This window comes from Paenibacillus sp. NRS-1782 (genome assembly GCF_050467685.1).
In the GTDB taxonomy this organism is placed as follows: Bacteria; Bacillota; Bacilli; order Paenibacillales; family Paenibacillaceae; genus Paenibacillus; species Paenibacillus terrae_A.
Map to the genome: position 1 here is coordinate 37,226 of NZ_JBITPH010000045.1, position 23,885 is coordinate 61,110.

At 48.2% G+C, this 23,885-nt stretch carries 13 protein-coding genes; 9 read left to right on the forward strand and 4 right to left on the reverse strand.

Annotation, left to right across the window (positions count from 1 at the left end; genetic code table 11):
- Nucleotides 1-13 precede the first annotated feature (13 nt).
- Nucleotides 14-1,249, reverse strand: coding sequence for an FprA family A-type flavoprotein (locus tag ACIFQM_RS17720; RefSeq protein ID WP_430039016.1), 1,236 nt, complete (start codon nt 1,247-1,249; stop codon nt 14-16).
- A 259-nt stretch (nt 1,250-1,508) separates the two neighbouring features.
- Between ACIFQM_RS17720 and ACIFQM_RS17725 the strand changes: the two genes are divergently transcribed.
- Together ACIFQM_RS17725 and ACIFQM_RS17730 are read left to right on the forward strand one after the other, a co-directional pair.
- On the forward strand, nt 1,509-1,850 hold the full coding sequence (locus ACIFQM_RS17725) for a cupin domain-containing protein (RefSeq protein ID WP_430039015.1): 342 nt from the start codon (nt 1,509-1,511) through the stop codon (nt 1,848-1,850).
- Nucleotides 1,851-1,966: 116 nt separating this feature from the next.
- Nucleotides 1,967-2,740 (forward strand): class I SAM-dependent methyltransferase, encoded by a 774-nt coding sequence (locus tag ACIFQM_RS17730; RefSeq protein WP_430039014.1) that lies wholly within the window; start codon nt 1,967-1,969, stop codon nt 2,738-2,740.
- Nucleotides 2,741-2,874: 134 nt separating this feature from the next.
- Here the strand turns inward: ACIFQM_RS17730 and ACIFQM_RS17735 are convergent, their stop codons facing one another.
- The 3 genes from ACIFQM_RS17735 to uxuA all read right to left on the reverse strand — a co-directional run bounded on the left by ACIFQM_RS17735 (nt 2,875) and on the right by uxuA (nt 13,332).
- The gene (locus ACIFQM_RS17735) at nt 2,875-11,040 is read right to left on the reverse strand and encodes a leucine-rich repeat protein (RefSeq protein ID WP_430047631.1); all 8,166 of its coding nucleotides are present in this window, start codon (nt 11,038-11,040) and stop codon (nt 2,875-2,877) included.
- 304 nt (nt 11,041-11,344) lie between these two features.
- Nucleotides 11,345-12,199 carry an SDR family oxidoreductase gene (locus ACIFQM_RS17740; protein ID WP_430039010.1) on the reverse strand — a complete coding sequence of 285 codons (855 nt, stop codon included), beginning with the start codon at nt 12,197-12,199 and terminating at the stop codon, nt 11,345-11,347.
- On the reverse strand, nt 12,196-13,332 hold the full coding sequence (uxuA, locus tag ACIFQM_RS17745; RefSeq protein ID WP_430039064.1) for a mannonate dehydratase: 1,137 nt from the start codon (nt 13,330-13,332) through the stop codon (nt 12,196-12,198). Before uxuA ends, ACIFQM_RS17740 begins: the two co-directional genes overlap by 4 nt.
- Nucleotides 13,333-13,475: 143 nt before the next feature.
- Here uxuA and ACIFQM_RS17750 point away from each other — a divergent pair, with 143 nt between their 5' ends.
- The 7 genes from ACIFQM_RS17750 (at nt 13,476) to ACIFQM_RS17780 (ending at nt 23,855) form a co-directional block, all read left to right on the forward strand.
- Nucleotides 13,476-15,107, forward strand: coding sequence for a response regulator (locus ACIFQM_RS17750; protein ID WP_430039009.1), 1,632 nt, complete (start codon nt 13,476-13,478; stop codon nt 15,105-15,107).
- Nucleotides 15,104-16,888, forward strand: a complete 1,785-nt coding sequence (locus ACIFQM_RS17755; RefSeq protein ID WP_430039007.1) for a sensor histidine kinase — start codon at nt 15,104-15,106, stop codon at nt 16,886-16,888. The genes ACIFQM_RS17750 and ACIFQM_RS17755 overlap by 4 nt, the downstream gene beginning before the upstream one ends.
- A gap of 82 nt (nt 16,889-16,970) precedes the next feature.
- Complete coding sequence (locus tag ACIFQM_RS17760; RefSeq protein WP_430039005.1) at nt 16,971-17,084, forward strand: putative holin-like toxin; 114 nt, start codon at nt 16,971-16,973, stop codon at nt 17,082-17,084.
- Nucleotides 17,085-17,493: 409 nt separating this feature from the next.
- Nucleotides 17,494-19,161: an ABC transporter substrate-binding protein gene (locus tag ACIFQM_RS17765; RefSeq protein ID WP_430039003.1), complete on the forward strand. Its 1,668-nt coding sequence runs from the start codon at nt 17,494-17,496 to the stop codon at nt 19,159-19,161.
- A gap of 14 nt (nt 19,162-19,175) precedes the next feature.
- Nucleotides 19,176-20,150, forward strand: a complete 975-nt coding sequence (locus ACIFQM_RS17770) for an ABC transporter permease (RefSeq protein ID WP_430039001.1) — start codon at nt 19,176-19,178, stop codon at nt 20,148-20,150.
- Nucleotides 20,151-20,731: 581 nt separating this feature from the next.
- Nucleotides 20,732-21,655: a carbohydrate ABC transporter permease gene (locus ACIFQM_RS17775; RefSeq protein WP_430038999.1), complete on the forward strand. Its 924-nt coding sequence runs from the start codon at nt 20,732-20,734 to the stop codon at nt 21,653-21,655.
- Nucleotides 21,656-21,722: 67 nt separating this feature from the next.
- A complete protein-coding gene (locus tag ACIFQM_RS17780) occupies nt 21,723-23,855 on the forward strand; it encodes an endo-1,4-beta-xylanase (RefSeq protein WP_430038997.1) in 2,133 nt (710 codons plus the stop codon).
- Nucleotides 23,856-23,885 lie beyond the last annotated feature (30 nt).

The following is a 23,885-nucleotide window of genomic DNA, read 5'->3' on the forward strand; positions in this document are numbered from 1 at the left end:
ACGCTGCCTTTGTTCAAATGACGCTAAGCAGTAGATCTGAGACAAATTCAGCGGCGTTTTTAATTTTCTTTACTTTTTCATCTTCTGTAGGAGAGAAGCGAATGCGTACCGGGAATTCCACATGCGTCATACCGGTTGACTTGATTACATCAGAAGTGCTTTGGACCTTCATATGGGTACCGATTAAGTAATCCTGTACGACTTCAATGGCTTCCCCGCTCCAGCCGTAGGAACCAAAGGCAGCAGCAAGCTTACCTTCCAGATTCATCTTTTGCATTTTTTGCAGCAGGTCTTCCAGCTTGCCCGTCATGTCCGCATATTTGGTAGAGCTACCGACGAAAACAGCATCCGCTGAGGCAATACTATTCAATAACTCCGTTTCATCCGCCTTATCTACATCCCATAGCTCCACCCTGATTTGGTTCTCCAAAAAGCAGTCTTTCAGGATGTTTGCCATTTTTTTGGTATTATTTTTTAATGTGGCATAGACAATCGCTACTTTTTTATCATCCTTAGTTTCGGTACTCATAGAGGCGTACAAATCAATAAACTTGGCAATGTCATGTCGGATCGCGAAGCCGTGGGAAGGAGCAATCATCTCAATATCCAGGTCAGAAACAGCTTCGATTAATGTACGCACATATCTGCGATGCGGATGAATAATAGCCTGATAGTATCCGATAAAGTCCTCGGTGATATCAAAACCCGCCTCATCGGCAAATAGATGCTCTACAGCCACGTGTGTACTGAAAATATCACAAGGGAACAAGATTTTATCTTCTATGCAGTACGTAATCATGGTTTCTTCCGTATGGAGGTAAGGTGTTTCCTTGAACAGAAGCGTCTTGCCTCCAATATCCAGTTGATCCCCGTCCTTGATCACCAGGAAGTTGCGATGCTGAAGCTTGTACATTTGTTGAATTTCCGGAACAGCAATCTCAGTGCAGACAATCGTAGCGTTCGTTGCTTTGGAAGCAAGTGCCGCCAATCCACCCGAGTGATCTGGTTCCGTGTGATTGACGATGATATATTGAATGTCCAATGGATCGATCAATTCGGTTACAGCTTCTGCAAACTCTCTACCGAACGCCATATCTACGGTATCTACAATGGTTGGTTTTCCGGTTTTTAGTAGATATGCATTATAGGTTGTGCCCTTAGATAGTAGAAGACGATGAAAGGGAACCTCACGATTATCAATTTTTCCTACCCAATAAATATCCTTTGCCAGTTGAAATCCGGGCTTCATAGGAACAACCTCCTGCTTGTTTTTGTTTGTTGTCTAACACCATTCGATTCTAGTTGGATGTGTCGATGAAAAAGAGGATTGAAATCAAATTTTTGAATATTTATAAGTATTTTTCACTTAAATTTAGTTTTGTGATTGCAATCACAAGGCGAGCGTAATAATCAAATACAATAAGACCATACAGATTGAAACCTGAGAACATGCCAGGTATCCAATCCATCATAGGCAAATCCAACTTCAAACAGGAGAGTGAACCTACATGAAAAAATCTAACCTCATTCAGTTTCAGGAATATAAAGAAGCTGCGTTTACAAAACGAATTGTGCATAAGGAAGCCGACAATGTAATTTTTATTCTCAACTTTACTCCTAATGCTGAGTTGCCAACACATAATCATCCAGGAGCAAATGTATATTTGCTTGTTCTTGAGGGTAACGGTACTGTTACTGTGAATGGTGAAGAAACGGAAATTGTCCAAGGGGATATGATCCATGTTACAGGAGATGAGCGCTTTTCCTATCGCGGTGGTGCGGAGGCGAATTCCAGCCTGCATGTGGTGTTGACCCAAACGCCAAGTGAAAGCTACGCGCAAAATATATAAAGAGGGTACATCACCGTAGCTATATAAATTATAAAAATAAAAAATGTTAAATTTTTTTATGCATATACTGATAATGAATATCATTATCAAATTATTGAAAGAGGTGTTTGTGGCCGATGCAGACAGTAGATTACACACAGGTGCCAGGGCACTGGATATTAGCAAGTCTCGGTAAGCGCGTGCTCAGGCCCGGAGGGTTGAAAACGACACGCTGGATGATAGAAGGGCTTGACGTAACCGGGAAGGATGAGGTTATTGAGTTTGCTCCCGGATTGGGCATAACTGCCCAAATGACACTGCAACTGAATCCCCGCCGTTATATTGCGATTGAACAGAATGAGAAGGCGGCTTCTATCGTGAAAACGTATGTAAGCGGAGCAAACCGGGAAGTGCTTATTGCCGATGCTGAACAGGTTCCGTTGCCGGATGCCTCTGCGACGGTGGTATATGGGGAAGCTATGCTGACTATGCAGACAAGGGCCAAGAAGGCACAGATTATTTCGGAAGCCAAGCGACTTCTGAAACCGGGCGGGAAGTATGCTATCCATGAGATGTGCTTTGCTTCAAATCATATTGAGCCTGAGCTCAAAAAGCAGATTAACAAGGATTTGGCTGTAGCCCTGAGAGTTAATGCGACACCGTTGACGGTATCGGAATGGGAACAGCTGCTGAAAGAGGAAGGTTTTAAGGTTCTTAAAATCTATACGGCTCCCATGCATTTACTGCATCTGCCGCGTATCATTCAGGATGAGGGTTGGTTGAGATTTGGCAAAATTGCCTTTAAACTTATGCGAAACCACGCTGCCCGAGCTAGAGTTATGGGTATGCGCAAACAATTTGTAAAGCACGCCGACCATCTGCAAGCGGTCAGTATAATCGCTGAGCGATAGTCTGAAGTCCCGAATAGGAGACTAATGAAGCTTTTTTGGGCAAACAGGAATAAAGGAGACGAAACCCCAACCAGGGATTCGTCTCCTTTTGTGAATTTACTGCTATGTCAGACTAAATTTATTTTTTGAAGATTTTAATTTTGGTTATAGATTCTGTACAGGAATACAGCAGCCTCTGCACGAGTTGTTGGTGCTTTAGGGGCTATTTTGCCATTTGAACCTGTAATGAGTCCTTCTTGAACCAGCACTGCCAGACTCGAAGCAGCATAACCAGCAATATCTGTGCGATCACTGAAGGATTCCAGTGCAGTCGTCGAGGATGTAGCCGCCAGTTTATTTACTTTTTGCAGGGCTTTGTCCGTCAAGACCATCATATCCTGTCTGGATATAGGGGCACTGGGATTAAATTTGTTGTCACCAGAGCCGCCTGCGATACCCAGTTTTTTGGCTATGCCTGCTGCTTCGTAGTAATAGCTTCCTTGCTTAACATCGGCAAAGTTGCTATCGAAGCTTGTGGTCAGTCCCAGTGTTTTTACCAATAGTGTCAGATATTCCGCCCGTGTGATCTTGTCCGCAGGGGAGAATTTAGTATCTGTTGTGCCATTGATGATTCCTTTGGAAGACAGTACCTCAATTTGTTTCTTGGCCCAAGCATATTGACTCAAATCCGGGAAGGATTTTTCGACATAGGCTACAGCATATTGGCTAAAATGATGAGTGGTAAAGCTGACTTGTCCAGTTAGCACATCATATTTTCCTGAAGTCACTGGAGTAGCATGACCTGCTGCATCTACATATTGGATGACAATATGCTCTGGGTTTTTCAACTCGGCTGCTGTAGGTGTATACGGAATAGCTACAGTTACAGCCGCATTGTTATTACTCCAAGGCCATAGCTTACCGTTTGCTTTCAGATTCAGCTCAACGACAGGGCGAGTACCCATATCGGACTTCGCTTGTGCATCCAGCTTGTTTTTGCTGCCGGAGCTTAATTCGAGCGTAATATTTTGTGCTCCTGCTGTTCCAGCCGTTCCAAGCATGTTACCTGGCAGGGTTACAACCGCGATACCCGTTTTGATTTTAATGGCACGGGAAGCATCCGCTGCGGTTACAAAGCTTGCTGGCAGTGTCAGCTCATAGGATTTCGCTTGGGTGGATTCAACCGTGACCTCTACGGTTTTCATTCCTTTGCCATCCGCCTGGGATGTGGCGAAGGCGTTGTTCAGGAAGTCAGAATCCATCGTTATCGTAGCTACACCTGTGCTGGTGTTCAGCTTGGTACTAAATGATTCAATCACGTTCCCTTTGGCATCCAGCACGCGGACAGACGAGGCTGTGCTCGGCGTCCCGGTTGTGGAGCTACCGCTGGAACTGCTACCAGCACCGCTACTAGCAGTTCCACTGCCAGTAGTTCCATTGCCTGTGCTATTACCAGGACTAGAGCCGGTGTCAGTATCCGTGCTGTCGTCGTCATCTTTGCTGCTTGTATTGGAAATGTTGATCATAAACACAGCGTCGTCGCCCTTATCGAATTGCACGGTCAACGGAAGGTTGCCCTTCGGCTGTGTTGCCAGATACTCTTTCTTAATCGTGAGCACATCCTGGTCTACGGTGTAAGCCGCTTCTCTAATGGATGCCCCTTCCAGCTTGATATCTGTAATAGACGTTGCACTGTTCCAAGTGATGGTCGTTTCTACATCTGCCTGATTGCTCGCTTTTTTGTCAAAGCTGGCTGTTTTCGGGCTAATGCTTGCATCTACCTCCACAGGATTTTGGATGGCCCGAATGATCAATACCGCTTTGTCTCCAAAGTCAAAGAGCAACTCAACACTGACGGTGTCGCCTTCTTTCAGATTTAAGCCGGAAAGGAAGCCTTTTTTCAGCGTCAGAGTATTTCCGTTAACGGTATAATCATGACCTTGGATCAGAGCGTCCCTGTCATAAACAGCTTCTGTGACACTTCGGCTAGGACCTTGGTTCACTCCATAGACTGCTTGTGTGACGCTATGGGCTTCGTTCCAGGTAATTTCCGTGGTCACATCTGTTGGATGGCCAAGGTCAAAGTTGTGGGTTGTTGGACTGATCGTGGCCGGAATGGCCGAAATAATCACTTCACCCGACGCCAGCACCTCTATTTGCCGGGTACCTGTTTTGCTTACTCCGGTTTCATCCTTCGTATCTGCATAAACGATATACTTGCCGGCCTGTGGAGTCGGCCACTGGTAGGCATTGCCTGCAGAATAAGTGTCGAGCGTTACAGTCTGCTGTGTACTTTCATTCCACGCCCGGAAGGAGTACGATTTGTTCCCGATCCCGCCAGTAGCCTCAGCACTCAAAGCAATGGTGCCTTCTGAAGCTTCATGATTGGCTTTGAGATGTACGGATAATGGCGTATACACCTTAAATGGAATGGAGTTGCTTCCGGCGTACTCTTCTGCCGCAGAACCCTGCCAACCGTAAAGAGTAAGATTTTGTGTGTCGCTAAAAGCTGCCCAGCCGATGCTGGATACACCCTCACCCAAAACTACCGTTCTGAGGTTAGGAGAACCGACAAAGGCAAACTCTCCAAGTGTGGTATTACTGTCCAAAATGGCAACGGACTTCAAATGTTCGGAGAAGGCAAAGGCCCAGTCGTTAATTTTTGTTAGGTTACTCCCCAACACAATTGTTTCCATGCCTGTATCAGAAAAGGCGAAGCTTCCGATTTCCGTCAAGCTGTCAGGCAGTTTAACAGATTTCAGATTGCTGGTTCTGCTAAAGGCAGAAGTACCAATGGTCAGCAATCCCTCAGGAAATTGGATGTCTGTAAGGAACTGTGCCCTTTGGAAAGCATAATTACTGATTTCCTTTACGGTCGCCGGAATTTGATAAGAAGCATCCGGCTTAGCCGCAGGGTATAAAATCAAATTGGTTTTGGCTTTATCCAGCAGCACACCATCTTCACTGGCATAAAAATCATTATCTTGTGCAACATTGACACTCTTGATCATCAGTGAGCTGGCAAAAGGATTACCGCCGATGGAGGTCACGCCTTTTCCAATATTCACAATGGACAGCCGCTCGGAGTTGCCCAGTACATTGCTGCCCAGGGACTGCACTTGATCCGGGAAGGTGATTTCCACCAGACTGCTGTTATATTGGAAGGCATAGTCGCCAATTTTTTTGACTCCTTTGCCAAGATCGATACTGGTCAGCTTGAAGTTATAAGCGAATGCATACGCACCCAGCTCTTCTACCCCATCTCCCAATTTCACTTTTTCCAGCTTGTCGGAGTGGGTAAATGCCGCTTTCCTGATCGTTTTGACGCTGTCGGGAATCGTCAGGGAAAGCAAGCTGACGCTGGAATCAAAAGCCTGTTGTCCAATGCTCTGCAGGCCATCCGTAAGCGTGATGGAGCTCAAATGGGCTGCAACATGGAAGGCATAATCTTCGATTTGGGTCACGCTGTCAGGAACCGTATAGGCATCCCGGCCGTGTCCGGCGGGATAGCGGACCAAGGTCGTTTTGTCCTTGTTGAAAAGCACCCCGTCCTGACTTGAGAAGGCTGTATTGCCCACAGACACTTCGATATTTTTTAGGCTTGAGCTTTCTGTACTGTCGAATACTTGCGGGCCCATTTCTGTCAGGCCCTTCCCGATGGTAACGCTGCTCAATTTCCCATTCTCAGCAAATGCACTGTAAGCCAAGGTGGTCACGTTGTCCGGGATGACGATAGAAGAGATCAGCGTTTCCGCAAAGCCCCTTTGCCCAATAGTGAGCAGCCCGCTGCCCAATTTGACGGAAGCGATACGACTTCCCCAGAAGGCTTCGTCCCCGATGGAAGTGACGGAGTCCGGTATTTCGACGGATCTGATCCCCGAGGAAGAGAAGGCTGCACGGCCAATGTCGTTCAGGTTACCTGGCAGCTTGATTTCTTTCAGACTGGTTGTAAGGTAAAACGCATGGTCGCCAATTTCCGTTACATTGTTCGGAATATTAATGGAAACGAGATTATTGGTTTCCCGGAAGGCTCCCTGTTTAATTCGGGTTAAACCATCCGGCAGATGCATCGCTTTCAGAGCTGTGTCACGGGCAAAGGCATTATCGCCGATTTCCGTCACCGTGCTTGGCAGCGTAATTTGTTCAAGCTTGGCGAGATCGGAAAAACTGCTTTCCCCGATCACTTCCAGTCCCTCCGATAAGGTGACAACTTTAAGCTCCTTGTTATAGGCAAATGCCGCCCTGCCGATTTTTTTCACCGAGTCCGGAATTTTCACGGACAAAATATCTTCATGATAGGCAAAGGCTTCTTCGCCGATTTCCGTCACATGATCCGGAATGACAATGTGGCCGCCGGAGCCGTTATAGCTCGTCAAAACTCCACTCACGATAGTGAATTCAGAGTTGGAGGCTCCCTCTACCGTAATTCGGCTGGTGGCGGATTTCCCCGAGGCTGTTGCTGTAATGGTTGCCGTGCCGGCCGCTTTTGCCTTCACCATTCCATTCTGATCCACACTGGCAACGGACTCATTGGAGCTGGTCCAGGTGATCGGACCGGAAACCACTTCGGGATTGGTTGTGGCTTTCAATGGCTTGTTCGAGCCAACGGTCAGCTTCAACGCAGCCCGGTTCAGTACAATTCCCTGGCTTCCGATCGGTGTGACCGTAATCTGGCTGGAAGCGGACTTTCCATTAGTTGTGGCGGTAATCCTGGCCGTTCCCGCACTTACGCCTGTAACGGCTCCCTCTGTATCTACAGTGGCTATGGCCGGATCAGAGCTTGCCCAGGTAACCGTTTTGTACGTAGCGTTAACTGGCGTAATATTCGCTGTCAGATCCTCGGTTGTACCGACGGTTAAGGATAGAGCTTCCTTATCCAGTGTGAGCCCCTCCGTACCGACTGCTTCAAGAACAATGGTTGAACTGCTGGTATTGAAGGCATAGTCGAACATATCGACTTGAATTTTGTCGGTAGGCAGTCCATATTTGGTCAGTTTGTCATGCAAATCGGAAATATCCATCGTCACGGTATTGACGGATTGTCCATCAGCCAATTTTTCATCAGCATCTCTGATTGGAACCAGATTGGACAGAGCACCGCCGCCATCTGCTGTGGCTAATTGCAGCCCGCTGGTATAATGGTTATCCTTGATGGACATCTTCAGATACGTTTTACCGTTTTCCTTATAAATGCTGTAATCGGCTAGCTTGGGGCCTGTTTTGTCATAGGCAAAATCAAAGGTCCAGGAATCGGTTCCCTGCCCGTTTGTACCTGCGACTACCCCGGTAATCTTAAAGGTATATATTCCTTCTGGTACTTCGTCATTATTCTGGTCCAGTCCGTCAAAGAAAGGCTGGTCGCCCAGAAGAGCCTCCGCCCAACTGATTGCACCAGAGCCTGGATAGTAGATGGATTTGGGGACGTGCGAATAATTAAACTCTTTGACCATGTTTCCGGCTTGGTCCGTAATGGTATACTTCAAGCTCTCTGCATTCCGCAGCATGCCCGTTGAGATACCCAAAATTTTTGAGCTGTTTCCCAAGCTGTTCGGGGAGATTGCGAATTTCTCTGGCATGACACCCCACTCCTGACCAAGCGCAATGGCTACTTGGTTTTGTCCCAGAAGATATTGCGCACCGGGATACAAGTTATAAACTGTGCTGCCTAGCATAGAGTAGCCTTCCTTGCCATATTCCGTACCATCGAAAATGCGAGGTTGTCCCCAATCCCCATAGAAGCCGACGAACGGCATGGAGAGGTTCACGCCTTTTTCCGCATTCAGCATCACGAACCCGTCAATAAAGGTTCCGTTTTTAGTAGCCTGATCGAACTGTGCTTTGAGTGCATCTGACAGCGTGATTTTCACGGTAACGCTTGCTGTGCCGCGTGCAGGTACAGTTACTTTGCCGTTCGTTGCACCGCTGTATTGTACTTGGATGCCCTTTTCCGCATAGTCTGTAGACTTCTGCGCAAAGAGGCTCTTGCCATCCTTCGTCACTATTTTTTCTGATAGAGCCGCTGTATTCAGGGCATAGGTCAATGCCTCATCCGATATGCTGTGAATATCAAAGGTGAAGGAATAGGCTCCTGTTTTGTTGTAGCCTAGCTCGGCTTTAGGCCGTTCATTGCCTTTTACAGTCAAATAAGCTCCTGTCGTAACTGCTTCGTGCACATTCGCCAAGCCTGCGCCTTGCTTACGTGGGGAGTAGTATTGTTGATCCTCATCCTTGGCAGGGTGTGCAGTGTTCATCAGCAGGGTGTGCACCAGCTTTTCTCGTTCGACCGCATCTGCAATATTCAATTTGTTGATGACATATTGTTTCACTACAGCTTCGGCTCCGGCAATATGAGGAGAAGCCATAGAGGTACCGCTCATCGACTCATATTGATTGCCGGGAACAGTAGAGTAAATATTTTCTCCGGGTGCAGTGATTTCGGGTTTCAGCTTTAAATCCGGTGATACGCCCCATGAAGAAAACTCCGACATCTTGTATCCATCTGGATTAGGCGCATTCGTTCTGAATTTTTCGTCCACTGCCAGCTTTTTATTATCCAGGTTCACAAGGAACTCTCCGTCTTCCTTTGTAATGGAAACGGCTGGAATGTAATAGGAGCTGATATCCATATTGGCTTTGCCTGCTTCATTGTTATAAATAACAGCAGCTACCGCGCCAGCAGCATAGGCAGCCCCGACCTTTTCTTGGAAGCTTATTTGGCCACCACGGGACAACAAGGCGATTTTCCCTTTTAAATCTCCTGCCTTCTGGACATCCTCCGCGGTCCCATAACCAGCGTATACATAGTCGTATGTACGGTTCAACGCCTGTATTTTGGGATCAGCGGCACTGGAGGTATCGTTGAAAACAATTTTTCGATCCCCTGCGAGAATATAGGGGGCGTCCGAGATACCGCTATTCACCATGCTTGCCACGGATAAGGCAGCTTCATAGGTGGAAGGAGCGGCTATGATGGAACTGTCGGGCTCATTGGCATACGGAAGATTGGAGCCGGACTGGTTTTGATAAGCGGAGCTGTAGCTGTTACCGGCAGCGACCACAAGGTTGATTCCAGCGCTCGCAATCCTGCTGTACATGGCATCCTTACTTGCTTCTCCAGCTGTGGAAAAGCCCGCATTGGAGCCAAGACTCATATTGATGACATCTGCACCCATTTTGACTGAATCGTCCAACGCAGCAATGATGTCAGCATCATTGGTAAATCCGTTGATGTCATCAAACACCTTCATGATCATCAACTGGGCATCAGGTGCAATCCCTTTTACTTTGTCACTATTGGCAGCTATAGTGCCTGCTACATGAGTGCCGTGGGCATTGTCAGAACTGGCTGAGGGAATGACATTGGTGTCCTTGTCAGCATAGTCATAGGCGAAGGGCACCTTGTCATCCATGTAGATATCATCTACATTCACTTTGCCAGCAGACATATCGGTACTGTTTAGGATGCCACTGACCTTCTTACGGGTATGTTTTAGGGTCAGTGAGGGAGGCATATTCGTGGAAAAGGCTTCATGCTTCCAATCCAGACCGGTGTCGATAACAGCCACCGTCGTACCTTTTCCTGTATAGCCGGCTGTAATAGCCGCAGGAGAACCGATCATTCCTGAGCTGTTTGCCATGAGAGGCTCTATGGACTGCTCAGGCACGACCTTTTCATAGGTGTTGGCTACCCAGGCGTTTTTCACACCAGGCAATTGTCGAATTTCCTTCAACTGCTGGTAGTCTACCTTTAGCGAAATCGCATTCATAACCATGTAATAATCGTAGATGACTTCCAGTTTGGGAGCGGTTATCTTGCTTAGACCGAAAGTTTTTAAGGAAGATGAATCTTTTGTGGAGAGTGCGCGAATCTGGTTTTTTACCGATTCATGCTGGGTTGTGAGGGTACGCTCGCTGCTTCTTAGAGCATTCAGCTGATTGCCGAAAGCTTTGGGGGAAGCACTGGAAATGAGCGGAGCTCCTTGTAATTCCACAATCACGGTTACTTTCCCTGAGGGTTCGTAGGTGGCTTGTGTTACGTGGGTTTCTCCTGATGCTTCATAGGTTACTTCTGCAACGGATTTCTTGCCTATTCCGCTGTTGTTTAGAGTCCCCTTTTCTAGCTTTTCTTTAAAGCTAGGTTCACTAGGGTCTGCGTTTGCTACTACACTGGTTGTCTGATCTGCACTAGCCAGTGTAGGTATAACGTTACTCTCATCTGTGGCCACCGCCGCGAAGCCTAATCCTGCGGCAAACAGGGTGTTGCTTACGAGTAAGGCGATGAGAAAGCCTGCAATCCATTTATTCTTCCAAACCTTCAGCAATCTTGTTCCCTCCTGAAAATATATTGGTATAGTAAAAAAAGATCCATTAGGATCCATTGATGTGCATCACCATTCGCCTAAAATGATAATGATTATCATTATCAATATACTTAATAATGATAGAAATAGTCAATATCTAATTTTTAAAATTTACAGTATTGAAGGATTCCATCGTGTTGTGGAGGTGTGATGCAGGTTGTTTTCAAGCGATTCTCGGAGTCTATGTAATCGGGAAAAGATAGGAAAGGAAAGCTGTGTCGATAGCCGCCTGGCTCAAGTGCTCAAGCGGCTTTTGGGGTGCTGCTCATACCCCGGAATACGACATAAAGCCGCCGTCTACCGGAATCACTGTACCCGTAACAAAGCCGGAGGTCTGTTCATCCACGAGCCACAGCAGGGTGCCAAGCAGATCGTCCGGTACGCCGAAGCGGCGCATAGGGGTGTGGGCGATGATTTTATCTGCACGTTCAGTGAAGGAGCCGTCCTCGCGGGTTAGCAGACTGCGGTTTTGCTCTGTGAGAAAAAAGCCCGGTGCTATGGCATTGACGCGAATACCCGCTTCAGCCAGATGGACAGCCAGCCATTGTGTGAAGTTGTTAATGGCAGCCTTGGCTGCGCTGTAAGCCGGAACTTTAGTCATCGGGCTGGGAGCGCTCATAGAGGAAATGTTCAGCACGACTGCTCCTGAACGTCCTGTCATGCCCTGTGCGAATATTTGTGTCGGAATGAGCGTTCCGATAAAATTGACGTCCAGCACCTGGCGAAAACCGGGTATGCTCAGCTCGAAAAAGGTGGTGATATCGGGCTGCGTCAGGTCCTCCAACCGGAATGTCTCGCGGGTGGTATTGGCGCTCGCATGATTCCCTCCGGCTCCGTTGATCAGAATATCACAAGCGCCGAATTGCTCGCGTACCGCCTGTTCGGCCCGCCGAACGCTGTCAGCTTCGGTGACGTCACAGGCCACAGCCATCGCTTCTCCGCCTGCGGCCTGAATATCATGGACTACATGCAGGCCCTTTTCTTCCGTTCGGTTCAGAATAGCGACCTTCACGCCTTGCCTTGCCAGCTCGCGGGCCATCGCGCTGCATAGCACCCCGGCACCGCCTGTAACTACTGCTGTTTTGCCTGCCAGTGAAGGGTGTAGAGAAAGTGTGCTCATAGGGTCGACTCCTTCGTATGGACTGATCTGGTCAGCGTGGTTTCCGTCTTGGGAACAGGAGAAATGTGTCGGACCTGGTTACATGTCAATGCATCCCACAGCCCCCATAAATACATAATCCCAAGTGAGCGGTCATACAGTCCATATCCGGGTCTGCATTGCTCTCCCCACAAGTGGCGACCGTGGTCCGGTCTGGCGTAGCCCGTAAAGCCAACATCGTGATACGCCTGGACAATGCCCGCAATATCGACGGTTCCATCCTGAGTTCGGTGAGATGTTTCGATAAAATCTCCGTTAGCGGATACACGCACATTGCGGATATGGGCAAACGGAATACGATCCTTGAACTCATAAATCATGGAAACGATTTCATTTTTGGGATTGGCTCCCAGCGAGCCAGAGCATAGGGTCATCCCGTTCGCCGGACTGTCATACAGCGCCAGCAGCCTGCGCAAATGAGCCTGGCTTGTAATGATGCGTGGCAGTCCGAATACAGACCATGGCGGATCATCGGGGTGAATAGCCATCCGAATGCCGCAGCGTTCGGCAGCGGGAATAACGGCCTCCAGAAAGTAAGCCAGATTCCGCCATAGGTCTTCCTCCGTGACGTGGGTGTACGCTTCAAACAAAGCCGTCAGATGCTCCATGCGCTCCGGTTCCCAGCCGGGCATGGTTAACGAGCTATTTTCGTTAATTTGGCGTACCAGTTCGAACGGATCAATCCCTTCAATGCGTGACTTTTCAAAAAAAAGGGCCGTGGAGCCGTCCTCCAGTTCCTTGTGCAAATCGGTGCGTAGCCAGTCAAAAATGGGCATAAAATTATAGCAGACGACCTTCACGCCGTTGTGGCCGAGCTTTTCCAATGTACGTATGTAGTTATGGATATACTGATCCCGTGTCGGTCGTCCGAGCTTGATATCCTCATGCACATTCACACTTTCAACGACCTCGTTGTGAAATCCCGCCTGTACAACCTGCTCTCGAAATGCCACAATACGCTCCAAAGGCCATTCTTCTCCGGCTGGAATATCGTGTAGCGCCCACACGATCCCTTCTACCCCCGGAATTTGTCGGATTTGTTCCAGCGTTACCGTATCGTTTCCTTCACCGAACCAACGAAATACCATGCGCATGCTTTGCACCGCCCCATTTGTCATATGATAGGTGTAACAGCCATTTCCATTTCCCGATGTTTCCACATTACCATATGGCTAAAGACAATTGGAATAGTTAACCAAAATAAAATGATGCACAAACCAAAAGGAGGAAGTAGGTTATGCAACTGCATCGAGCCATTGTAGTGGATGATGAAATATTCACTCGCAAAGGACTGCTTCAACTCATGGATTGGGAAGCCTGCGGCTTTGAGGTCGTTGGGGAGGCGGATAACGGTGAGGATGCACTGGAACTGATCGGCAGCGTTCACCCTGATCTGGTCATCACCGATATTCGTATGCCTGTGCTGGACGGATTGGAGCTGATTCGTTGTGTACTCGGACGGGGGACGGATCATCCTGCGTTTATTATCTTGAGTGGCTACAGTGATTTTGCTTATGCACAGCAGGCACTTCGCTACGGGGTTCACGATTTTATGCTCAAGCCGATTGATGAGAAGGATTTTTCGGCTACACTGCGCAGGCTAAGTAAAAGGCTGCATCATGAGCAGCAGAATGCACAGCTCTATCAGAGTCGCCGTACAGGTGAGCTGCTGGAGACACTGATGATGAATGGGGAGGATGACGTCGTGGTGACGGCTTGGGAACAGCAGCTACGTCTTGGAGAAGCTGCCCATATGTACTATGTGCTCGTCGAGTTGAATGATCAGCATCCGTGGCGTCCCGATGGCACCGCTGTTCCGCTGTCGCTTTTCCAATTCAGAGAGCTTGTAGAGCAGGCACTTTATCGTTTGATCGACGGTAAGTATCCTCTCTATGTCCATGAGCACCGTAACCGGATTGGCATCATATTGCCAGACTTCTTTTTGAAGTGCTTTGAATCCAGGGCGAACGCTTGTATGAAAGCGCTACAACGAGAATTAGAGGGGCTGGAGTTACTGAAAAATCAGATGGGGAACCGGGTCTTTATATACGTGGGAAGCCCTGTTCAACGATTGCAAGATATCCATCGGTCCTATGAACGTGCCAAGGAAGCGGCGCTCCATAAATACATTCATGACCGCAGCGGCATTGTCCTGTATCAGGAGGAGGGAATGCCAGCGCTCCACTGTAGGACGATCCATCAGAATGTACTGGATTGCTTGACGGAGCAGATAGAGGAGATACGGTTGGAGGAGCTATATTCGACCGTAGATCATCTGTTTTGCAGCTTTCGTGAGCAGCATTACGCCCCGGAGGGTGTGAAAATGAACTTGCATCAATGCGTAATCAGCATTGTGCGGGTCATTCAAAATATGCAGGGTGATGAACGCTCGCTTCAGTCATTAGAGCCTATGATGGGCTGGCAGGATATGAACCTGTCGCTGGGTGAATTACAGCGACTATTTACAGCTTTTGCCGTGGAAAGCAGCCGCATGATTGGGGTGTTGCGCAAGGAGCGTCAACAGGGAGGAATTCAGCACATCCGAACCTACATTGAGCAGCATGCGGCAGAGAATATTAACCTGAAAAGTATAGCAGCCCGCTTTTACATGAATCCGGTCTACCTGGGCCAATTGTTCAGAAAAACGTACGGAGTGTACTTTAACGAATTCCTGCTGCAATTACGGGTTCAGGAGGCCAAACGGTTGCTTCGTCAGACCGATTTGCGCATTTATGAAATTGCCGAGCGTGTGGGCTTTGGCAGCCCGGATTATTTTGTCACCCAATTTGAGAAATTGGTGCAGGCCAAGCCAAGCGAATACCGCAGTAGTCTGAATATCCGTGGGGAGCGGCAAAGGGGCGGCGAATGAGGATGCTGCGCTCAACCCTTGATCATGTCCGCCTGCGGGATAAAATGCTGCTGCTGTATTTTCTCTGTGTATTTGTGCCCGTGGTGCTGACCAATCTGATTTTTTACCATGTCACCTCGCAAAATGTGAAGGAACAGCGTATGCAGGATATTTCCCGTGCGCTGGAGCAGATCAAAATTGAATTTTACCGTGAGTTTGAAGATGCGATGGAAATCTCGTCTATCTTTTATACCGATCATCAGCTAAACGAACTATTGGAGCAAGCCTACCCCCATCCCACTGACTATATTGCCGCCTATGATTCTTATTTACGTCGTATGTTAAACAATACTTCCAGTCCTGTATACCATTCTGTGGGTGGAATGACGATCTACACAGATAATCCGACTCTACTGGATTCCGGGGGGATCAGCTTTATAGATGAGCGGGTTAAAAGCTTGCCCTGGTATGCCAAAATCCCGCCCGGACGGCAGTCCAAGCCTATATTTGTACGTACTGACGACGGTACGGGCGAACAACTGCATCCCTTTAGCCTGATTCGGCGGATGAACTATTTTTATTCCGAAAATGGCCACGAGAAAATACTGAAAATAGAGCTGCGAATGTCGTCCATTCAAGAGATTTTCCATAATCTGAATTTGCGGGGCAGTCTCTTTCTGCTCAACGAACGGGGGGAAATCGAATATACGACCGATCCCAGGATTGATATCAATCATAAGGTCGTGGCCTATAGCACCCTCCAGCAGCCCAAGGACACGATAGAGTTCAAGACAAATTATGTGCTGACGAGTAATCTCAATGGCTGGAGCATTGTGACTGCGGTGTCGGGCGATGAAGTGCTGTATGAAATGGAGAAATCCCGCAATTTTGTGCTGCTGTTAACCTGCATGAATATGCTGCTGCCTACCTTGATCATCATCTGGATTACACGTTCGCTGAACGTGCGCATTCATCGTGTTCTGAAGCATATGAAAAAGGTGAAAAATCAGCATTTTGAACTGATTCCCGGTACAGAATCGCGAGATGAAATCGGGCAGCTAACGGGTGAATTTAATCGAATGATGCTCAAAATAAAGCGACTCATTAATGATGTCTATGTGGCGGATATTCAGAGAAAAAATTTGGAGATTCTGCGCAGGCATGCCCAGCTTAATGCACTTCACAGCCAGATCAACCCTCATTTTCTGTTCAATGCGCTGGAGACGATACGTATGCGGAGTCTGATGAAGCATGAGGACGAGACAGCCCGCATTATTCATAATATGGCACGAATTTTCCGCAATTCGTTGGTGTGGAACAAGGATAGAGTCACGTTGCGGGAGGAGCTGGAGCTGATTCGTTGTTTTCTGGAAATTCAACAATACCGCTTTGGGGAGCGGATACAATACGAAGTGCAGGCACGACCCGAGGACCTGGACTATCTGCTTCCTAAAATGGTTGTGCTTACGCTGGTTGAAAATGCAAGCATTCATGGCATTGAGCCACTGAAGCATGGGGGACGCATCGAGATTCATTTTGAGCACAGGGAGGGGCGGTTGATATTAACCGTGCGGGATGATGGTGTCGGTATGTCGGCGGAACAGGTGCAGCGGTTATATGGATATATGCAAAGTCAAAAGGACATGGGCGAGCGTATAGGTCTGCAAAATGTGATCTATCGTCTCAAGCTTTACTACGGAAGCCGCATTGAGCTTGCCATTCGCAGCGCACCCGGCGAGGGGACGGAGATCCGTATTATCATTCCGGCGGATCGGGAGTCTTTTTGTTCTTCCGCTCAATGATATCCATATGGTATAATTCCCCTAACAACAGAACGGCTTAGATGGCGCGGTCGGCTAGTCTCCTGCAAAGGAGGTGATGCCTGTGGAGGTTAAAGATACGCTGACATTAATGATGATGTTCGGTACGCTAATTATTGCGTTGATCGGATGGATCGTCACGATTGTCATTGCATTGAACCAAAGCAAAAAGAAATAGACCGCTCCTCGGACAAAGGTTAGCGGTCTATTTCTGCACCTAGTTCAAAGCCACCGCCCTTATAAGTGGCTGTTGTTAAAGAGCAGGGATGTTACCGCATCCTTGCTCTTTTTTATTATAATCTTCTTTGTTTCATTTTATCACAACGAGAATCCTATTGACAATGGAGTCAAGGGGGATTGCATTAAAAATGGACGCTGATGCTGGATCGGTGTTTATTTTACTGTGTTGGGCCTACTCCTATAGTTTTCTAAGTAACATCTTTAGATTGGCGGGTAAACGAAATTCATGGCATTTCATAAAATGAAAGTGCTTACAATTTAGAGTGCGCGAGATTTCCAGTGCTTGAGGTATGTCCGTACGATGTTCACACACAACCGACAAAGAGGCCGAAAGGGGATGATCTGGTATGGCAAGCAAAAGATTCGGGACCATGAGTCTGGTATTCATCATGATGGTATCTATGATCACTGCCTGCTCAGGAAGTGCGGGCAAGGAGCCTACAACAGGAGATCCTAATGAGAAGATCACGTTCACGTATTTTAATGCGAGTGCGGGTAAGGACATCCATACGAATGAGACGCGGATCGGCAAAATGCTGGAGGATCAGACGGGCGTAAACTGGAAGCTGGAGCATTTGGTAGGCGATGCCAACACGAAGATCGGTACGTTCATTGCCAGTAACGATTACCCGGATGCCATTGTGCCTGATGGCACGATTGATAAGCTGCTGGATGCCGGAGCCTTTATTCCACTGAATGATTTGATTGATAAATATGGTCCGAATATCAAACGCGTATACGAACCGTATTATAACCTGATGAAGGCGGAGGACGGAAACATTTATTTTTTGCCGCTCAGTGCGGTGGTAGGCGATTATTTACCCGCGCCTAACGTGGAACAGGGAGCTTTTTGGGTGCAGCGCAGGGTGTTGAAGGAAGCGGGATATCCAAAAATCAAAACGTTAGACGAGTTTTTGACTTTGATTCGCAACTACGAGAAAAAGCATGCAAACGAAAGCTTGACCGGGTACCTGGCGTTAACCACGCAGGATAAGTTCTTCGCTCTTACGAATGCGCCGATGCATTTGGCAGGCTATCCGAATGATGGTGGTACGATGATCGATATGAAATCGCACCAGGCCACGGATTACGGAGATGAGGACATGACCAAACAGTATCTGAAGGAACTGAATCAGCTCAACACCGAGGGGCTGTTCGATAAATCTTCCTTCGTGGACAATTACGATCAATACTTGGCAAAGCTGACCTCAGGTAAAGTACTGGGCTTTTTCGACTACCGCTGGCAGGCTGGGCAGGCTTTGAATAACCTACGGGAAGCTGCCAAGCAGTCAGGTAATGATGATCTGGAATATGTGGCTTTGCCCGTTGTGTACGATCAAAATATGAAGGATCAGTATCTTGATCCTCCATCCTTCATTAATAACCGGGGCATTGGAATTACAGTTAGCGCCAAGGACCCGGTGCGTATGATCCAATTTTTTGATAACCTGCTGACAGATGAAAATCAGGTGTTATCCAACTGGGGAATCAAGGGTGAAACCTATGAGATAGATGAAAAGGGACGCTTTTATCGTACTGAGAAGCAGATTACTGAGACTGGTAAGGATGCGTTCCGCGAGACATTCGGGTTCAAATATTTTGAATACAATTGGCCGCGATATGGCAACGGTTCTTCCCTGCCTGATGGCAACTCGGTTGGCCCCGGGCGACAGCCTGAGGTTGCGCGTATGTCCTACACCGAGGGAGATAAAAAGCTGCTAAAAGCCTATGGTGTAGAGTCCTTCTCGCAAATGTTTTCTGCCCCAGACAAGCGCCCATGGTATCCGGCTTGGAGTATCCCGATTGCCCAAGGCTCACCTGCGCAGCTCTTCCAGCAAAAGAAGGGCGACCTGCAACGCAAATATTTCCCGCGTTTAGTGCTGTCTGCACCGGGGCAGTTTGAGGCGATTTGGAATGAGTACACTACTGAATTCAACAAGCTGGATGTGAAGGAGTATGAGGAGCTAATTACGAAGGAGGTTGTCAAAAAAATCGAAACTGCTGGTAAAAAATAAAGGAGGAAGCAGTTATGGGCCACACGGCACCTGTCACGACCTCACAGAGCCATTTGCCGCCCTCACGGCGAACCGGCTTTAGAGGATTCATGCACAAGCTGAACCAGCAGCGGGCACTGGTATGGATGTCCATCCCTTTTTTAATCTGGTTGTTTATTTTCAAATATTTGCCAATTTGGGGCTGGACAATTGCTTTTCAGGATTTTAAGCCTGCCCGTAAGCTGCTCGATCAGCAGTGGGTTGGGTTGAAGCATTTCCGTTTTCTGTTTCAGGATGAACACTTTCTACGGGTGATGCGCAATACGCTGGCGATGAGCTTCATTAATCTGGTGCTGGGCTTTGTGACTGCTATAATATTGGCCATTTTGCTGAATGAGCTTCGTCAGATCGTATTCAAGCGAGTGGTCCAGACGATTAGCTACTTGCCGCATTTTATTTCGTGGGTCGTCGCGGCGAGCATTATCAGTACGGCGCTGTCTGCGGATGGCGGCATTGTCAATGAGGTGCTGATGTGGCTGGGGCTGATCAAGGAGCCTATCCTGTGGCTGGGCGAGGGAAGCTATTTTTGGGGCATTCTCGGTGCATCGGAAGTATGGAAAAATGTCGGCTGGAATACCATCATTTATTTGGCCGCGATGACGATGATTGATCCTTCGCAGTATGAGGCGGCTGAGATGGACGGAGCCGGGCGTTTCCAGCGGATTTGGCATGTGACCTTGCCAGGATTAAAGCCTGTATTCATCATCCTGCTCATTATGAACATCGGCAACCTGCTGGAATCGGGCTTTGAGCCGCAATATTTATTGGGTAACGGCATGAACGTGGATTATTCGGAAAATTTGGATATTTTTGTGCTGAAATATGGTATTCAGATGGGTAACTTCTCGCTTTCGATTGCTGCCGGGATGTTTAAAACAGTAGTCAGCTTTATTTTACTGTTTAGCGCCAATCATATTGCGAAGCGGTTAGGGGAGGAGAGATTGTTCTAGAAAAAAGCGAGTTATGGTGGGATAGAGGCGCTTCGCGTGCAGATTGTTCTTCCGATCGCTGTTACCCCCGGATTCCTTTTTATCATAAAACATTAGAGGTTGGAATCCGGGGATAAAGGCGACCGCTGCCGCTTCTTCAGAACAATTCTGCCCGCTCCGCTGCTACCCGCCATAAAGTCACTTTTTTTAAGAACTGAGGGTGGTGGCAGGGGAGAACTTGAGGGAAGGCGCGTGCTCGCGCTTCCTTGTAGTAACTGCCGATCATGGATCGTTGGCTCAGCTTCGCTATCGCTTGTTTTTAGGATTAAGCTAGTGGTGGTGATAGCAGAAGGTGCGTGTTCATGCATACTATAGGTGCAAGTCAGTGGATTTTTAGCAGGCCGCTTTGCTGACCTTATCAAAACCTTATGGATGAACTAAATCACAGCTTCTAATAGGGATAATAATCCACTAAATTAACATTAATTCATATAACAATACAAATATAACACTCTAAAATATAAGACCAATATCTCCACCAGCAACTGTCCTGATCATCGAACTAGAATGATTAAGCTATTTTTTAGAAAGGAGAGGGCGCTATGGGCAAAGGGAAGGCCTTGCACGGGCGGTTTCGGGCGCCATCGGATCGGATTTTTGATGCGTGCAATATTGTATTTATGCTGTGTCTGATGGTGTTCACGCTGTATCCATTTTTGAATACGCTGGCGGTTTCGCTGAATGAAGCGAATGATTCGATTCGGGGTGGGATTTATTTGTGGCCGCGTGAGTTTACGTGGAGCAATTATGAATTTGTGTTTAAGGAAGCAACGATTTTTCATGCCACGTTGATTTCTGTGCTGCGTACGGTGGTGGGTACGGTGACCTCGGTGTTTTGTTGTGCGATGGTGGCGTATACGATCAGTCGGCCGGAGTATGTGCTGCGTAAATTTGTCTCGATTGCTTTTATTTTGACGATGTATTTTAACGGTGGATTGATTCCAAATTTTCTCTTGATTCGTGAGTTGGGGATGCTGGGAAGCTTCTGGGTGTATATCGTGCCTGGGCTGATCGGGGTGTTCAATGTGATTGTGATTCGCTCCTTTATTGAAGGCTTGCCGGAAGGGATTTTGGAGTCGGCACGTATAGATGGGGCGGGGGAGTTTGCGACTTTTATGCGTATTGTTTTGCCGCTGTGTGTCCCGGTGCTGGCAACGGTGTCGCTGTTCACGGCGGTGGCGCAATGGAACTCCTGGTTCGATGTATTTTTGTACAATTCGTCGTATGAGCAGTGGAGCACCCTCCAGTATGAGCTGATGAAAATATTGCAAAATTCCAACACGTCCGTGAACGCTCAGGATTATGCCAGCCAATTCGCAGGCTCGGAAAATCTGGCGAAGTCGGTCACTCCTACTTCCATTCGTGCCACGATGACGATTGTGGCGTCTGTACCTATTATTTTGGTTTATCCTTTTTTACAAAAATATTTTGTGAAGGGCATGACTCTGGGCGGTGTCAAGGGATAAGCAAGGACCGGAAATGTGTAAAACTCACTTTCTTATATTTCAAAAATATGGGTATGGAGGGATTGCGTTGAGGTCGTTTTGGTACAAATCTTTTGGTCTGGTGCTGGTCGGGGTGCTGCTATTGCCCGTGTGGTGGTGGGGCCCGTCTGTCGCAGAGGCGATTCCAGCTGTGGAACATTCCCCGCCAGTTGCAGATACGGTTCTGGCGACTGGAGGTGTGAATAAGGCCATCGGGACGTATGGATTTGAGCAAGGCAACGGTGAGGGCTGGAAGCCTCGAGGGACTTATACCCAAATTGCATCCGTCTCGGAGGACGCATACGGGGGTACGCACAGTCTCAAGGTAACTGCCCGTACGGCTACCTGGAACGGGGCGGAGCTGGATGTGAAGCCACTATTGCAGCCGGGAGTGGAATATCAGATTAGCGGCTATGTGAAGCTGGACGGCCATTCTGCGGTTCCGAGCTTGATTAAGTTTACGGTGGAGCAGCAGCAGGCAGGCGGGGCTACGACATGGAAGACGGTTGCGCAGACGGAGACGATGGATACATTGTGGGTCAAACTTCAAGGGACATATACGTTCACCGGGGGGATGGATGCATTGAAGCTGTATGTGGAAAGCTCGAATCCCGCACAGGCCTATTATCTGGATGAGGTGCAAATCAGGCAGGTATCCGAAACGCCAACGGAGCCGACCAATGGTATCGTATCCGGTTTCGAGGACGGTACGGCTCAAGGCTGGGTATCCCGTATGGGTGCCGAGACGGTGCAGGTGTCGAATGTCGATGCACGAACCGGATCGTACAGTCTGTTGACGACAGGCAGACAACAAACATACGCCGGGCCAAAGCTGGACGTGACTGCTGCGGTGCAAAAAGGCAGCCGTTACACGGTCAGCGCTTGGGTAAAGCTGGCACCGAGCGAGCAGCAGCCTGCTAAGGTACGGCTTAGCGTACAGCGCGATCATCAAGGTGAAAGTACGTATGAAACGGTGGTAGGCAACACGGCTATCACGACTGGGGGATGGACGCATTTATCCGGAACGTATACTCTTGCGCGTGATGAGGATACCGTCTCTATGTACTTTGAAACGGCAGAAGGTACGGCTTCCTTTTACATGGATGATTTCGAGCTGTCGCTTGTGCCGCCGCTGGCGATTGAGAAGGACATTCCCTCTTTGCATGGATTGTATCAAGGACAGTTCAGCCTCGGTACGGCTATTGAAGCTTTCCAGACAGAAGGGGCTTACGGGGAACTGGTGCAGAAGCATTTTAACAGCGTCGTTGCCGGAAATGCGATGAAGCCGATCTCCTTGCAGCCTTCCGAAGGACAGTTCCATTGGAAAGAAGCAGACCGGATTGTACAATTTGCACAGCAGCATGGGATTGCTATCCGTTTCCATACACTGGTGTGGCATAACCAGACCGGGGATTGGATGTTTAAGGATAAGGATGGACAGCCGATGACACCGACCTCGGAAAATAAAAAGCTTTTGCTGGATCGGCTGGAGACGCATATTCGTGCTGTTGCCGCTCGTTATAAAAATGTAATCACCGACTGGGATGTGGTGAATGAAGTCATTGATCCCGACCAGCCGGACGGTATGCGCCGCAGCAAGTGGTATCAGATTACCGGCACGGATTATATTGACAAAGCATTCCGTATCATGCGGGAAGCGGCGGGTCCGAACGCCCGACTGTTCATTAACGATTACAACACGCATGAACCGAAGAAACGGGATTTTCTATACAATTTGGTGCGTGATTTGCTCGCTAAAGGAGTACCGATTGATGGCGTAGGTCACCAATCACATATCCGACTGGAGTTTCCTGCTATTGGCGAGATTGAGCAGTCCATTGAAAAATTTGCTTCGCTCGGTCTGGATAATCAGATTACGGAGCTGGATATGGGCCTGTATTCTAATGATACAGATCGGTACGAAACGATACCTGAAGCCATGCTGATCCGACAGGCTCACCGCTATCGGGCGTTGTTCGATATGTTTTCAAGGCAGCAGGAGCATATCAGTAATGTGACGATTTGGGGTACGGATGATGGAAATACGTGGCTCAGTATGTTCCCGATTGCCCGGCTGGATAAGCCGCTGCTGTTCGACGAACGGTTAAAGGCCAAATATGCCTATTGGGCGCTTGTCGACCCGTCCAAAGTACCGCCGCTGCCAGCAGGGAGCAACGAATAAATAGCTTGAATCAGATCAATCAATAGAGCT